We start from the raw sequence: 13,343 nt of genomic DNA, 5'->3' as shown, positions 1-13,343 counted from the left end.
TCTTTGTGAGGAGCGGATGAATTCTTGACCGCTTCATGGGATTCCTGGCCCGCCGGAGCAGGCCACGTCAGGGGGAGCGGCGTATCTCTCCTGTCCATCCCCACCAGAACCGGGGCTCAGGTCTTGTACGGAGTCGCACCCATGTCTCGCTGGTCCCGCCTCGTAGGGTCGTAAGGGTGAGCTGGTTCCCCGCCACAGCGGAGGACCGTTCCAAGCCGACCTTGGAGTGTTCTGCGATGACCGTCCTGCGTGAAGCCCCCGTGAGCACGAGTGATGCGCACGGTCGTGTGGCCGAGCTGGCCGCCATTCGTGAGCAGGTGCTGGCGGGCCCGAGCCAGGCCGCGACCGAGGCGCAGCACGCGAAGGGCAAGCTGACCGCTCGGGAGCGGATCGCCCTGCTGCTGGACGAGGGTTCGTTCAGCGAGGTCGAGCCGCTGCGCCGGCACCGGGCGACCGGGTTCGGCCTGGAGGCGAAGAAGCCCTACACCGACGGTGTCATCACCGGCTGGGGCACGGTCCACGGCCGCACGGTGTTCGTGTACGCGCACGACTTCCGGATCTTCGGTGGCGCGCTGGGCGAGGCCCACGCGCAGAAGATCCACAAGATCATGGACATGGCCATCGCGGCCGGTGCGCCGCTGGTGTCGCTCAACGACGGCGCGGGCGCCCGCATCCAGGAGGGCGTCACGGCGCTGGCCGGGTACGGCGGTATCTTCCAGCGCAACACCCGCGCCTCCGGCGTGATCCCGCAGATCAGCGTGATGCTCGGCCCGTGCGCCGGCGGCGCGGCGTACTCGCCGGCGCTGACGGACTTCGTCTTCATGGTCCGCGAGACCTCGCAGATGTTCATCACCGGCCCGGACGTGGTCAAGGCCGTCACCGGTGAGCAGATCTCGCAGAACGGTCTCGGTGGCGCGGACGTGCACGCCGAGGTCTCCGGCGTGGCGCACTTCGCCTACGACGACGAGCGGACCTGCCTGGAGGAGGTCCGCTACCTGCTGTCGATGCTGCCGCAGAACAACCGCGAGACCCCGCCGGCCGAGATGACCGAGGATCCGGCCGACCGCCGCTGCGAGGCGCTGCTGGACCTGGTCCCCGCGGACGGCAACCGCCCGTACGACATGCGCAAGGTGATCGAGGAGCTGGCCGACGACGGCCAGTTCATGGAGATCCACGAGCGCTGGGCCACCAACGTCATCTGCGCGCTGACCCGGATGGACGGCCAGGTCGTCGGCATCGTCGCCAACCAGCCGCAGTCGCTGGCCGGCGTGCTCGACATCCACGCGTCGGAGAAGGCCGCGCGGTTCGTGCAGCTGTGCGACGCGTTCAACATCCCGCTGGTCACGCTGCTGGACGTGCCCGGCTTCCTGCCGGGCGTGGACCAGGAGCACGGCGGCATCATCCGGCACGGCGCGAAGCTGCTGTACGCGTACTGCAACGCGACCGTCCCGCGGATCTCGCTGGTGCTGCGCAAGGCCTACGGCGGCGCCTACATCGTGATGGACTCCCGCTCCGTCGGCGCCGACCTGGCCTTTGCCTGGCCGACGAACGAGATCGCCGTGATGGGCGCCGAGGGTGCCGCGAACGTCATCTTCCGCCGCGAGATCGCCGCCGCCGACGACCCCGAGGCCAAGCGCGTCGAGATGGTGCAGCAGTACAAGGACGAGCTGATGCACCCCTACTACGCGGCCGAGCGCGGGCTGGTCGACGACGTGATCGACCCCGCCGCCACCCGCGAGGTGCTCATCCGCTCCCTGCAGATGCTCCGCACCAAGCACGCGGACCTGCCGGCCCGCAAGCACGGCAACCCCCCGCAGTAATCGTCGAACCCCCTATACATCCGCACTCAGCACCGAGGAAGGCCACGATGACCGCCGCCGCGCCGATGGTCCAGATCGTCAAGGGTGAGCTCGCCGACGAGGAGCTCGCCGCGCTGACCGCCGTCCTGATGGCCCGCGCCGCCGCCGCGCAGCGCGCCACCCAGCCCCGCTTCGCCCACGGCAGCCGCCACCCGCAGGCGCGCTGGCGCCGTCTGGAGCGCGTCTCCAGCTACCGCAACCCCGTCAGCTGGCGCTGACGGAAACGGTCTGGCCCCGACCGAGACCAAGATCGTATGGTCGGGCCATGATCAAGGACACACCGGAAGGGGGCCGCGACGCGGCCCCCTTCGCCCCCTTCGCCCCCTTCGCCCCCTTCGCGCCCGTGCTGACGCGCGGGGCCGAGGCCGAGACCTGCGCCGACCCCAGCGCCGTGATGACGCTGCTGGCCGACTCGGGCACCACCGCGGGCGGCTTCACCAGCTACCGCTCCACGTTCGCCGAGGGCGCGGTCGGCGCCCCTGCGCACTTCCACACCAGGGCCAGCGAGCTCTTCTTCGTCATCGGCGGCTCGCTCCGGGTCCTGGTGGACCAGGAGATCACCGTGCTGGAGACTGGCGACTTCCTCGCCGTCCCGCCGCACACCCCGCACGCGTTCGCGGCGGCGCCCGGGTGCGAGGCGGACGTGCTGTTCGTCTTCACGCCCGGCATGGACCGCTTCGACTACCTGCGCCTGCTGGGTCGCGTGCTGCGCGGCGAGGCCGACGCGCGGGAGATCGCGGAGTCGGCGGAGCGCTTCGACAACCACTACGTCGACAGCCCCGTCTGGCGCGCCGCACTGGAGGGCTCGGCATGATCGACACCTCCCTCCACGTGCGCGTGGCCCGCCCCTCGCGGGACCTCGCGGCGGCCGAGCGGTTCTACGTCGAGGGCCTGGGGCTGGACGTCCTGTGGCGCACGACCGAACGCGTCCCCGGCGAGCACGACCTGGTGATGGTCGGCCCGCCCGGCGGTACCTGGCACTTCGAGCTGACGCGCGATCCCGGGAACCCGCTGGAGCCGACCCCGACGGTCGACGACCTCTTCGTCCTCTACCTCGGCACCGCGATCGACGACGCCCTGGTCGCCCGCCTGCTCGCCGCCGGCGGCACCCGCGTCCCGGCCCACAACCCGTACTGGGACACCCACGGTGTGACGATCACCGACCCGGACGGCTACCGCCTCGTCCTCTGCTCCCGCAGCTGGGGCTGACCCCCCGGTCTCCCGCGTGGCAGCGGGTGCCGCCTCGGCCGCGGGCCGTCCGGCCCGGGCCCGCACCCGCCGGCCAGGCGCGCCCCCCGCCGGGCCCGCACCCGTCCGCCGGGCTCGCACTCCTCCGCCGGGCGCGCACCCGTCCGTCGGGCCCCGCACCCGTCCGCCGGGCGGGACCGTGGACGGGTGCCTGCCCGTCCGCCTCCCGCCAGGCCCCGCCCCGCCGCGCGCAATCCCCGCTGTGACCTGCGTCCGTGGGCGTGACGGCGTCGGGCGGGCTCAGAGCCAGTGCAGCAGCTTGCGCAGGCAGTCCTCGACCAGCGTCGCCGGGCCCGCGGTGGCGTCGTCCACGGGGGCGTCCGAGGCCGCCCAGGACTCCAGGGCGAGGCGGATCGCGTCCGTCGCGCCCGCGGCGATCATCCTGAGCTCCAGCTCCTCCCGCCCCGCGAGGCTCGGGAGGGAGGCGAGGACGGCGGTCAGCTGCTCCTCCGACTCCTGGTTGACGCGGTACCAGACCGCGCGCAGCGCCGCGTCGTCCGCCGCCGCGCGCAGCAGTCCGCGGGTGCCCTCGGCCGCCGCCCAGCCGTGGCCGAGGGACCAGCCCTCCGTCTGTGCCGTCAGCGAGGCGCGCGCCGCGCGGACCAGCGCCTCGCGCAGGCCCGCGCCCGCCGCGCCCGCCTCTGCCGCGCCGTTCTCTGCGGCGCCTGCCTCTGCCGCGCCTGTCGCTGCGGCGGCGTTCTCTGCTGCTTCCGAGACCGCTGCCGCCTCCGTCGCGACGAGCGCGCGCCAGCGAGCTCCGCCCGCGCTCAACAGGGGCGAGACTGCGTCCTCCTTGTTGCGGAAGTAGCGGTAGAAGGTGCGCAGCGCGATCCCGGCCCGTCCGGAGATCTCCTCCGCCGTGGTCCCGTCCGGGCCCCGCTCCGCGAACAGTTCGGCGGCCGCCCGGGCGATGTCGAGCTGGGTGGCGGCCTTGCGCCGCTCGGTCAAGGAAGGCTGCGTCGTCACGCCGTCCACCTTAAGCCGTCCTCGGCGGTCAGTGTCGCTGCGGCACGCAATGCACTAGTGGCAAAACATGCCATCCAGGCGTACGGTGTCTGTTGACGCCGAGAACCTCGACGTCGAGAGATTCGTATGGAAACGGAGCAGCCATGAACCGCTACGAGGGTCGTCGAGTCCTGGTCACCGGCGGGGGCTCCGGCATCGGGCAGGCCACCGTCCTGCGCATGCTGGCCGAGGGCGGGCGCGTCGTCGCCGCCGACGTCGACGAGGCCGGCCTCGCCGCCACCCGCAAGCTCGCCGCCGAGGCGGGGACCGACGCGCGCCTGCACACCGTCACGGTGAACATCGCCGACGAGACCTCGGTCCGCGAGGCCGTCGCCGCCACGCTCGCCGCGCTGGGCGGGCTGGACGTGCTGGTCAACGCGGCGGGCATCCTGCGCTCCTCGCACACCCACGAGACGAGCCTGGAGCTGTTCGGCAAGGTGATCGCGGTCAACCTGACCGGTACCTTCCTGATGATCCGCGAGAGCATCCCGGCGCTGCTGCGGGGCGACGCCCCGGCCGTGATCAACTTCAGCTCCACCTCGGCGAGCTTCGCGCACCCGTACATGGCGGCCTACGCGGCCAGCAAGGGCGGCATCCAGTCGATGACCCACGCGCTCGCCGCCGAGTACAGCAAGCAGGGCATCCGCTTCACCGCGGTCGCGCCGGGCTCCATCTCCTCCGGGATGACCGACGCATCCGGCACCAGCGCGCAGAACGCCGGTCCGGGCCTGCCCGCGGACGCGGACTTCTCCCTGTTCGCGAAGCTCGCCCCGGCGCTCGGCAGCGGCTTCGCCGGGCCGGACGCTGTCGCGGGGGTCGTCGCCATGCTGGGCTCGGTGGACGGTTCGTTCATCACCGGCACCGAGATCCGCATCGACGGCGGCACGCACTACTGACACGCCCTACTGGGCCTGACACGCTGACACGCGCTCCTGTGCCTGACACGCGCTACTGAGCCGCCCCGCGCGGCGGAACGACGGAGGGGGCGGCCACCGGCCGCCCCCTCCTCAGCTCATGCGCTCACTCAGCACGGACCGTTGTCTGTCCACACTCCGGCCGCGCCGCCCGGGGTGTCGGCCTCGGTCCACCACTTCGCGGTCCACTGGTGACCGTTGTAGCTGACCACGGCGCCGCCGTTGTACGCGGTGCTGGAGTTCCACGGCGCCGCGGTGCAGGTGCCGCCACCGCTCGTCGCGGTCGCGCTGGCGCTCGCACTGGCCGTCGAGGTCGGGGACGACGAGGCGGAGGCGCTCGCGCTGGCCGTCGGCGTGCTGGTGGGCGGGGTCGCGCCCGCGAACTGCACGTCGTACTTGGTGAAGTCGTACGCGCCCTGCGTCACGCTGCTGCAGGTGCCGGACGTCTGGCCGTTGTTGTCCGCCGGGGTGCACTGGCGGTCGCGGTTGACCGACCAGAAGGTGTACCGGGCCAGGTGGTTGGCCTCGGCGAAGTTCAACACCGTCTGGAAGTCCGACTGGTAGAAGTACTCGCCGCTGTCGCTGCGGCCGTTCATCATCGAGATGCCCTCGTGGGCGTAGGCCGTGGCGCTGTCCCAGCCGAAGGTGTTCATCAGCAGCGTGTTGAACGCCTGCAACGCGGAGATCTGGCTCGACGCGCCGTTGAAGCCGCCGTCGAACGGCATGATCGAGAAGTTGTTCGGCGTGAAGCCGTCCGACTTCGCCTGGTTGAGCATCTGCTGGCCGAACCAGCCGGTGCCGGCGGTGGTGCCGGGCGTGGTGATCGAGATGTACAGGCCGGGGTTGTTCTTCTGCAGGATCTGCGCGGCGCCGATCTCGTTCGCCACGGCCGTGGTGTTCTCGTACTCCGGCTCTTCGAGGTCGAAGTCCATGGCGTGCAGGCCGTACTTGTCGATGACCTGCTGGTACGCGGCGGCGGTCGCGGCCGGGGTGGCGCAGGTCTGGCCGAGCTTGGTGCCGCCGTAACCGCCGATGGAGACGGAGACGTCGCCGCCCGCGGCGCGGATCGAGGCGATGGTCGCGGCCACGCTGGTGTCACTGGCCACGTCCGCCGTGCCGCCCCAGGTCGGCGTACAGCCACCGCCGTTGGGGGCCAGGATGAAGGCGAGTTGGAACGCCTTGAGGCCGGTCGCCGCCATCACGTCGGTGGGGTTCGGCGGGTTGTTGTCGAGCGGCATCAGATAGGGCGCGGCGGCGTACCAGTTGCTGCCGAGTGCGGTGGTGGTACTGGCCTGGGCGCTGCCGCCCATCGAGGCCAGCAGCCCACCGGCGGCGAGCGCGGCGGCACCGACCGTCGCGAGCACGCGGTTGGGGGTGAAGCGGAACACCTGGACACTCCTTGTGGGGAGGAGGACAAGGACACGGACAACCGGCGGACGCCGGCGGCGGGCACGGTGTGGGGGTGTGCCTGCTCGGGTCCACGGTCCAGAGTGTCGAGGTGTCGACGGCGCGTCAATAGATTGGACTAGACCTAGGGCTAGACCAATGCTCCCTTAAGGATCGCGCCGCCCTTCTGCCCGGGATGCCCCTCAACCCGCGACGACCACCGCCACTGTCGTCCCGCACGCCAGTTCCCCTGCCGCGATCCGCGCAAAGAGCGCGCACAGCAGCTTCGCCTCGTAGGTCGGATCGAGCGCGAGACCGTGCCGCCGCTCGAAGTCCGCGCCGAACGCGTCCACCTCGGGTGTGCGTCGCCCATAACCGCCGAAGACGGCCGCGGTGGCGTCCACCTCCCAGCTGCCGCGCACGCCGCCGAAGGCCTCCCGTTGCAGGGCACGCGTCTCCGCCACGAGGTCGGCGTGCGCCAACGCGGCGAAGCCGAGCGCCCGTTGCCCGTGACCGAGCCCGGCCGCCAGACCGGCCAGCATGCCGCCCGTCCCGACCGAGCAGCAGACCAACTCGGCTCCGCTGTTGCGCAGTTCCTCGCCCAGCGACGCGCAGCCGCGCACCCCCTCGGCGTTGCTCCCACCCTCCGGCACCACCCAGGCGGGGCCGAAACGGTCCAGCGACTGCGCGAGCGACTCCGGCGTCATCCGGGAGCGCCAGGCGGAGCGGCTGACGAACTCCAGCTCCATGCCGTCCGCGGCCGCCCGGGCCAGCACCGGGTTCAACTCCCGCCCACGCAGCTCGTCCCCGCGCACGACGCCCACCGTCCGAAGCCCGGCCTCCCGTCCGGCCGCAGCGGCAGCGCGCAGGTGGTTGGAGTACGCGCCACCGAAGGTCAGCAGCGTGCCCGTGGCCCGCGCGCGCTCCAGATTCGGCCGCAGCTTGCGCCACTTGGTGCCGCTCACCGGCGGGTGCAGCAGATCGTCGCGCTTGAGCAGCAGTCGCACACCCGCCCGCCGGACGCGCTCGTCATCCAGCTCCTGCAACGGCGAGGCGCCGCCTACCGGGGCCACCTGCGTCACCGGGGCAGGCCCCACGCCTTGGCGACCAGCTCGTAGGAACGGCGTCGCGCCTCGTGTCCGTGGATGTTGCTGGTCACCATCAGCTCGTCCGCGCCCGTGCGCCCGCGCAGCTGCCGCAGGCCCTCCCGCACCTGGTCCGGGTCGCCGACGACGACGTTCGACAGCCAGGCGTCGACGAAGTCGCGCTCCAGCTCACTGTAGGGGTAGGACTCCGCCTCGGCCGGCGTCGGCACCAGGCCGGGCCGCCCGCTGCGCAGCCGCAGCATCGCCAGCGCCCCGGAGCCCGCGAGCCGGCGCGCCTCACGCTCCTCGTCCGCGGCGACGACCCCGACTCCGATCAGCGCGTACGGCTCCGAGAGCACCTCGGACGGGCGGAACGAGTCACGGTAGAGGTCGAGCGCGGGCACGGTGTTCGCGGCGCTGAAGTGGTGCGCGAACGCGAACGGCAGACCCAGCCGCCCGGCGAGCTGCGCGCTGAACCCGGACGAACCCAGCAGCCACACGGGCGGCCGCCCGCTGCCGGGCGCGCTCGCCTCCCCGGGAACCGCCTTCAGCCGCTCGTACAGGTGCCCGGCGGGGAAGTCCGCGTCCAGGAAGTGCAGCAGCTCGCTCAGCTGCTGCGGGAACTCGTCCGCCGCGTCCAGCCCGGCCCCGCGCCGCAGCGCACGCGCCGTCGCCTGATCCGTCCCGGGCGCTCGCCCCAGCCCGAGGTCGATCCGCCCCGGGTGCAGCGCGTGCAGCAGCCCGAACTGCTCCGCGATCACCAGCGGCGCGTGGTTCGGCAGCATCACCCCGCCGGAGCCGAGCCGGATCCGCCGCGTGTGCGCGCCGAGGTGCGCCAGCAGCACGGCGGGGGAGGAGCTGGCCACACCCGGCATCCCGTGGTGCTCGGCGACCCAGAACCGGTGGTAACCCCACTCCTCCGCCTGCTGTGCCAGCGTCGTGGTGGCCGCCAGCGCCTGCGAGGGCGTGTAGCCCTCGCCGACAGTCGCCAGATCGAGGATCGACAGCGGCACCTGCGCCTCGTCGGCGCGTCCGGCGGTCTCGGCTGTCCCGGCGGCGGTCTGGCTCATCGTGCGGCTCCACGGTCGTGCGGCGGCGGTCTGCCCTCCACTCTCCCTCTGGCCAACCGCGCCCGCCGCCCTCCTGTTCCCGCCCTGCGCCCAGGCCCCGCCCCTGGAGGTGGTCACGAGCACCCTCGCAGGTCAGGTAGTATTTCTGTCGTGCCGAGGCGCGGGAAACCGCGAGGAAAGCACGACCCGCGCCGCTAGCTCAGTTGGTTAGAGCAGCTGACTCTTAATCAGCGGGTCCGGGGTTCGAGTCCCTGGCGGCGCACCACCAAGGTAGTATCTGACCTGCGGCTTCATGATTGATCATGGAGCCGCAGGTCTTTTTTGTGCCCGCGGTGGGAGCGTGGTGGGAGCACAGGCACGCAGTGGATGTGAACGGCTCGTATGAGTCCGCCCTGCCGGGCGCCGCGCCGGGAGAAGGTCGGTCAGTGCCGGGTGAGCGTTTTGGCGGGCCTTTGCGCCGAGTCGTCGGCCCGCCTTTCTGGAGCAAGTGGTTCCGCACCCGGTACTGACGCTGGGTCAGGTGCGGCAACTCGAACGCCTCGGCAACACCGTCACCCTGACCCCCGCCCCGGCCTGACCACAGCCAGCCCTCCACAGCAGCACCAACACGCGAGCACGGAGCGCGCTCCCGTACGTCCACGAAGGCGGTGATTTTCCGGCCAGAGCCCAGGATCAGACACTCCCCGTTCTGCGCAGCACCAGCAGTTCGGCGTCCTTGGCCGTGTCCCGGCGCAGCAGCACCGCAGGCAAGGACAGCAGCGAACGGGTGGCCCGGTACAGCAGTGAGATGATCACGCGCGCAGCATCCCAGCCACCGCCCAGGCCGTTTGCGCGTGGGTTCCCACGTGCGGCGATGACTTTACGAGCCCCACAGGGGGCTGTCCCACGGGTCTACGGGATGAGGACCCAGACACCGCTGGCGACGAAGACGCAGCCGACCCCCGCGAGGAGTGCGCCCGGAACCCGGTGGGCGGAGGGGTGCGTCGGGGGAAGCGTGAGGCGGCGGAGCAGCGGGGGCAGGCGCATCCGGTCCGAGACCTGTCGGGCGTGCAGGCGGGTCATGATCGCGCCGTAGTCGGTGGCGCAGACGGTCCCGAGTCCGAGAGCCAGGAGCCCGAGCATCACGAGCACCGCAGCGGCACCCGCGCCCCCACTCGCACCGTCGCCCGCGCCCGCGCCCGCGCCGACGCCCGGCGCCCGAGGGCTGCTCGGCGGCGTCGCAGCACCCACAACCGCCGTCAGGTGGTGCCTGAGCGCTTCATGGATCAGCGCGAGGTCATCGAGGGAGCCGTCACACCACACGGCGCAACCAGCCGTGGCTGTCTTCGACCCGGCCGTACTGGATCCCGAGCACCCGCTCACGGAGTGCCGCGGTCCGCTCACCCTGCTTGCCGGTGCCGACCGTCCAGGCGTATCCCTCGCCCTTGATGCCGACGACGGAGGTGAGCACGGCCGCCGTGCCCGAGGCGAAGGCCTCGGTGATGGTGCCGTCCGCGAGGCCCTCGCGGAGTTCCTCGAAGGTGACGGGTCGCGCGACCGGGGTCAGGCCGTACTCGGGGGCGAGCGTCAGGACCGTGTCGCGGGTGACGCCCTCCAGGATGGTGCCGAGCGCCGGGGTGACGAGTTCGCCGTCGGACGTGATCAGGAATAGGTTCATTGCTCCGGACTCCTCGACGCAGCCCTGCTCGCCCGCACCGTCCAGATACAGCACCTGGTCGCAGCCGTGCCGTTCGGCCTCGACCTGTGCCGCGAGGCCAGCACCGTAGTTGCCCCCGCACTTCGAGTCGCCGGTGCCGCCCTGGCCCGCCCGCGTGTAGGACGTACTCACCCACAGGGTCACGCCGTTGTCCCCCGAGGGGAAGTACGGTTCCGCCGGGCATGCGATCACGGAGTACACGACGCGTTCGGCCGGTCGGACACCGAGGAAGGACTCCGCCGCGAACATGAACGGCCTCAGGTACAGGCTCCTCTCGCCCGTCGCCGCCGGTACCCACGGTTCGTCCGCGCGCACCAGTGCCTCGATGCCGGCGAGGAAGTCGTCCTCCGGCAGCGTCGGCAGCGCCATCCGCTCAGCGGACCGCGCGAAGCGGCGCGCGTTCCGCTCGGGCCGGAACAGCCAGACGCTGCCGTCGTCGTGCCGATAGGCCTTCAGCCCTTCGAAGACCTCCTGCGCGTAGTGCAGGACGGCCGCACTCGGGTGCAGGGAGAACGGACGCAGCGCGCTCACCCCGTGGTCGTGCCAACCGACCTCCGGAGTCCAGACCGCCGAGGCCATGTGGTCGGTGAAGTGCCGGCCGAACCCCGGCGCGGCCAGGATGCTCGCGCGTTCGGCCTCGGGGACCGGATGCGGGGTGCGCACCAGCGGGAACGCGGATCTCATCGTCAACTCCTCGTGTCGTCGTACCTGGTCGGCCGAAGGACGCAGGTCGCAGGTCACAGGTCGGCCAGGAGCAGGGCGGGGCGCTCCACGCAGTCCGCGACGAAACGCAGGAACCCCCCGGCGGTACCTCCGTCGCACGCCCGGTGGTCGAAGGTGAGCGAGAGTTGGGCGACCTTGCGGACGGCGAGCTCCCCCTCGACCACCCACGGCCGGTCGATGATGCGGCCGATGCCGAGAATCGCGGCCTCGGGGTGGTTGATGAGCGCCGCGGAGCCGTCGACCCCGAACACGCCGTAGTTGTTCAGCGTGAACGTCCCCCCGGTCAGTGACGTCGGCCGCAGACCGTTGGTGCGGGCCTGATCCGTCAGCAGGCGCAGCTCGGCGGCCAGTTCGGCCGTCGTCCTGCGGTGGGCGTCACGGACCACGGGCACGATGAGCCCGCGTTCGGTCTGGGCGGCGAAGCCCAGGTGCACTGCGGAGAAGCGGACGATCTCGCCCCGCGCCACGTCCACCGTCGCGTTCAACTCCGGAAACCGGCGCAGTCCAGCGACGCAGATGCGGGCCAAGAGCGCCAGCAGGCTGATGTGACTGCCCGGTCCCTTGGATCGGAGGGTCTCCCGGGCCTGGACCAGCTCGGTCGCGTCGACGTCCACCCAGGCGGTGGCGTCGGGGATCTCGTTGCTGCGGGACAGTTTCTCGGCGGCGACCCTGCGCAGGCCCCGCAGGGGGATGCGCTCCTCGGTGTCGGTCCTGGCGGGTTGGTCCGCGCGGGCAACGGCCGGTTCGGCGGGCCGCTCGACGGCCCGCTCGACGTCACGGCGCAGGATGACGCCGTGCGGCCCGCTGGGGGAGAGGCGGGTGAGGTCCACGCCGTGCTTCCGTGCGAACGCGCGGACCAGCGGGGAGATCACCAACGGTGCGGCTGCCCGCCCGGTGTCGCCGATGTCACCGGAGGCAGGAAGGGGCTGCACCGTCGGCACGGTCCGGCCGGCGTCGCCCCGATCGCGGGCCCGGCGCCTGGCCGGGGCGTGCTTGGTCCCGTAGCCAACCAGGACGTTGCCGCTCCCGCCTGCGGGGACTGCGGGGGCTGCGGGGACGGTACCCGTGGGCCCGGGGGTGTCCGCGGTGGTGGACCGGCCGACGGAGATGAGGGGGGCTCCGACGGCGAGGACGGATCCCGTCTCCGCGTGCAGGGCCAGCACGGTCCCCGCGTACGGCACGGGGATCTCGACGGCCGCCTTCACCGTCTCGACCTCGGCCACCACCTGGTCGACCTCTACGGTGTCGCCGACGGCCACCCGCCAGGTGATGATCTCGGCGTCGACCAGTCCTTCGCCGAGGTCGGGCAGGGGGAAGACTTGGCCCTCCCGGACGGCGGTCATGCGGCCCCCCTCGCGAGGTGGATGGTGTCCGGCACGTCGTCGTACTGCAGGCGGTGGACCGCGTCCAGGACGCGGTCGACGCCCGGCAGGTACGCGTGTTCCAACCTGGGCGGCGGATAGGGGATGTCGAAGCCGGCGACGCGCAGGACCGGGGCGGACAGGGAGTGGAAGCAGCGCTCCTGCACGCGGGCGGCGATCTCGGCGCCGACCCCCGCGAACCCCTGCGCCTCCTGGACCACCACGCAACGGCCGGTGCGTCGCACGGACCGCGTCACCGTCTCGTCGTCGAACGGCACCAGCGTACGCAGGTCCACGACCTCCAGGTCGATGCCCGCCTGCGCCGCCTCGCGGGCCGCTTCGAGCGCCACCGGAACCGAGGGGCCGTAGGCGAGCAGCGTGGCGTCGTGCCCGGGGCGGCGGACCACCGCCGTGCCGAGGGCGGGAACGCCACGGTGTCCGAGGTCGGCTTCCTGCTTCGACCAGTACAGCTTCTTGGGCTCCAGGAACACCACGGGATCCGGGTCGCGCACGGCGTCCCTGAGGAGCCAGTAGGCGTCCTCGACGGTCGCCGGGGTGACCACCTTGAGGCCCGGCGTGTGGGCGTAGTAGGCCTCGCTGGAGTCGCTGTGGTGCTCGACGCCGCCGATCCCGCCTCCGTACGGGATGCGGATGACCATCGGCAGCGCCACCCGCCCCCGGGTGCGGTTGCGCATCTTCGCCACGTGCGAGGCGATCTGCTCGAACGCCGGGTAGGCGAAGGCGTCGAACTGGATCTCCACCACGGGGCGGAACCCGCCCATCGCCAGGCCGACGCCGAGCCCGACCAGGCCCGACTCCGCGAGGGGTGTGTCGAAGCAGCGCTCCTCGCCGAACTCGTCCGTCAGTCCGTCGGTGATGCGGAACACGCCGCCCAGGCGCCCGACGTCCTCCCCGAACACCAGGGTGCGGTCGTCCTCGCGCAGCGTGTCCCGCAGGGCCGCGTTCAGGGCCTGGGCCATGGTGACCGTCGCCATG

14 protein-coding genes and 1 tRNA gene are annotated in these 13,343 nt (G+C 72.1%); 6 read left to right on the top strand and 9 right to left on the bottom strand.

The genetic code is table 11. From position 1 onward, the window contains the following. The first annotated feature begins 236 nt into the window (after positions 1 to 236). The 4 genes from ABH931_RS32975 to ABH931_RS32960 are packed head-to-tail and all read left to right on the top strand — an operon-like array spanning position 237 to position 3,068. Complete coding sequence (locus tag ABH931_RS32975; RefSeq protein ID WP_370121660.1) at positions 237 to 1,820, top strand: acyl-CoA carboxylase subunit beta; 1,584 nt, start codon at positions 237 to 239, stop codon at positions 1,818 to 1,820. 47 nt (positions 1,821 to 1,867) lie between these two features. Beyond that, the gene (locus ABH931_RS32970) at positions 1,868 to 2,077 is read left to right on the top strand and encodes an acyl-CoA carboxylase subunit epsilon (protein WP_370121658.1); all 210 of its coding nucleotides are present in this window, start codon (positions 1,868 to 1,870) and stop codon (positions 2,075 to 2,077) included. A 47-nt stretch (positions 2,078 to 2,124) separates the two neighbouring features. After that, positions 2,125 to 2,673 carry a cupin domain-containing protein gene (locus ABH931_RS32965; RefSeq protein ID WP_370121656.1) on the top strand — a complete coding sequence of 183 codons (549 nt, stop codon included), beginning with the start codon at positions 2,125 to 2,127 and terminating at the stop codon, positions 2,671 to 2,673. Further along, positions 2,670 to 3,068, top strand: a complete 399-nt coding sequence (locus ABH931_RS32960) for a VOC family protein (protein ID WP_370121654.1) — start codon at positions 2,670 to 2,672, stop codon at positions 3,066 to 3,068. The genes ABH931_RS32965 and ABH931_RS32960 overlap by 4 nt, the downstream gene beginning before the upstream one ends. A 279-nt stretch (positions 3,069 to 3,347) precedes the next feature. Here ABH931_RS32960 and ABH931_RS32955 read toward each other — a convergent pair whose 3' ends face one another. Beyond that, positions 3,348 to 4,073, bottom strand: coding sequence for a TetR family transcriptional regulator (locus ABH931_RS32955; protein WP_370121651.1), 726 nt, complete (start codon positions 4,071 to 4,073; stop codon positions 3,348 to 3,350). Between the two features lie 143 nt (positions 4,074 to 4,216). Between ABH931_RS32955 and ABH931_RS32950 the strand changes: the two genes are divergently transcribed. Next, entirely contained in the window at positions 4,217 to 5,008 is a 792-nt protein-coding gene (locus tag ABH931_RS32950) for an SDR family NAD(P)-dependent oxidoreductase (RefSeq protein WP_370121648.1), read from the top strand. Between the two features lie 128 nt (positions 5,009 to 5,136). Here ABH931_RS32950 and ABH931_RS32945 read toward each other — a convergent pair whose 3' ends face one another. From ABH931_RS32945 to ABH931_RS32935, 3 genes are all read right to left on the bottom strand, one after another. After that, a complete protein-coding gene (locus tag ABH931_RS32945) occupies positions 5,137 to 6,336 on the bottom strand; it encodes a carbohydrate-binding protein (protein ID WP_370121724.1) in 1,200 nt (399 codons plus the stop codon). Positions 6,337 to 6,615: 279 nt separating this feature from the next. Further along, positions 6,616 to 7,494: a 1-aminocyclopropane-1-carboxylate deaminase/D-cysteine desulfhydrase gene (locus tag ABH931_RS32940; RefSeq protein WP_370121645.1), complete on the bottom strand. Its 879-nt coding sequence runs from the start codon at positions 7,492 to 7,494 to the stop codon at positions 6,616 to 6,618. Beyond that, entirely contained in the window at positions 7,491 to 8,567 is a 1,077-nt protein-coding gene (locus ABH931_RS32935; protein ID WP_370121642.1) for an LLM class flavin-dependent oxidoreductase, read from the bottom strand. The genes ABH931_RS32940 and ABH931_RS32935 overlap by 4 nt, the downstream gene beginning before the upstream one ends. A 188-nt stretch (positions 8,568 to 8,755) precedes the next feature. Here ABH931_RS32935 and ABH931_RS32930 point away from each other — a divergent pair. Further along, a tRNA-Lys gene (locus ABH931_RS32930) sits at positions 8,756 to 8,832 on the top strand. Positions 8,833 to 9,239: 407 nt separating this feature from the next. Here ABH931_RS32930 and ABH931_RS32925 read toward each other — a convergent pair. The 5 genes from ABH931_RS32925 to ABH931_RS32905 all read right to left on the bottom strand — a co-directional run bounded on the left by ABH931_RS32925 (position 9,240) and on the right by ABH931_RS32905 (position 13,342). Further along, entirely contained in the window at positions 9,240 to 9,362 is a 123-nt protein-coding gene (locus ABH931_RS32925; RefSeq protein WP_370121639.1) for a hypothetical protein, read from the bottom strand. A 96-nt stretch (positions 9,363 to 9,458) separates the two neighbouring features. Continuing rightward, entirely contained in the window at positions 9,459 to 9,689 is a 231-nt protein-coding gene (locus ABH931_RS32920) for a hypothetical protein (RefSeq protein ID WP_370121636.1), read from the bottom strand. Positions 9,690 to 9,858: 169 nt separating this feature from the next. Continuing rightward, positions 9,859 to 10,947 (bottom strand): branched-chain amino acid aminotransferase, encoded by a 1,089-nt coding sequence (locus ABH931_RS32915; RefSeq protein ID WP_370121633.1) that lies wholly within the window; start codon positions 10,945 to 10,947, stop codon positions 9,859 to 9,861. 53 nt (positions 10,948 to 11,000) lie between these two features. Then, on the bottom strand, positions 11,001 to 12,329 hold the full coding sequence (locus ABH931_RS32910; RefSeq protein ID WP_370121631.1) for a dihydrolipoamide acetyltransferase family protein: 1,329 nt from the start codon (positions 12,327 to 12,329) through the stop codon (positions 11,001 to 11,003). Next, a complete protein-coding gene (locus ABH931_RS32905; protein ID WP_370121628.1) occupies positions 12,326 to 13,342 on the bottom strand; it encodes an alpha-ketoacid dehydrogenase subunit beta in 1,017 nt (338 codons plus the stop codon). Before ABH931_RS32905 ends, ABH931_RS32910 begins: the two co-directional genes overlap by 4 nt. Between the last annotated feature and the right edge of the window lies 1 nt (position 13,343).

It is taken from the genome of Streptacidiphilus sp. MAP12-33 (genome assembly GCF_041261265.1).
GTDB lineage: Bacteria > Actinomycetota > Actinomycetes > Streptomycetales > Streptomycetaceae > Streptacidiphilus.
This window is presented reverse-complemented; position numbering and strand designations above follow the sequence as displayed.

What these genes read in the sequence shown, in the direction of transcription:
- ABH931_RS32975 (WP_370121660.1), top strand. Translation starts at nt 237, where the DNA reads ATGACCGTCCTGCGTGAAGCCCCCGTGAGCACGAGTGATGCGCACGGT.
- ABH931_RS32970 (WP_370121658.1), top strand. Translation starts at nt 1,868, where the DNA reads ATGACCGCCGCCGCGCCGATGGTCCAGATCGTCAAGGGTGAGCTCGCC.
- ABH931_RS32965 (WP_370121656.1), top strand. Translation starts at nt 2,125, where the DNA reads ATGATCAAGGACACACCGGAAGGGGGCCGCGACGCGGCCCCCTTCGCC.
- ABH931_RS32960 (WP_370121654.1), top strand. Translation starts at nt 2,670, where the DNA reads ATGATCGACACCTCCCTCCACGTGCGCGTGGCCCGCCCCTCGCGGGAC.
- ABH931_RS32950 (WP_370121648.1), top strand. Translation starts at nt 4,217, where the DNA reads ATGAACCGCTACGAGGGTCGTCGAGTCCTGGTCACCGGCGGGGGCTCC.
- ABH931_RS32945 (WP_370121724.1), bottom strand. Translation starts at nt 6,336, where the DNA reads ATGGGCGGCAGCGCCCAGGCCAGTACCACCACCGCACTCGGCAGCAAC.
- ABH931_RS32935 (WP_370121642.1), bottom strand. Translation starts at nt 8,567, where the DNA reads ATGAGCCAGACCGCCGCCGGGACAGCCGAGACCGCCGGACGCGCCGAC.
- ABH931_RS32920 (WP_370121636.1), bottom strand. Translation starts at nt 9,689, where the DNA reads ATGCTCGGGCTCCTGGCTCTCGGACTCGGGACCGTCTGCGCCACCGAC.
- ABH931_RS32915 (WP_370121633.1), bottom strand. Translation starts at nt 10,947, where the DNA reads ATGAGATCCGCGTTCCCGCTGGTGCGCACCCCGCATCCGGTCCCCGAG.
- ABH931_RS32910 (WP_370121631.1), bottom strand. Translation starts at nt 12,329, where the DNA reads ATGACCGCCGTCCGGGAGGGCCAAGTCTTCCCCCTGCCCGACCTCGGC.
- ABH931_RS32905 (WP_370121628.1), bottom strand. Translation starts at nt 13,342, where the DNA reads ATGGCGACGGTCACCATGGCCCAGGCCCTGAACGCGGCCCTGCGGGAC.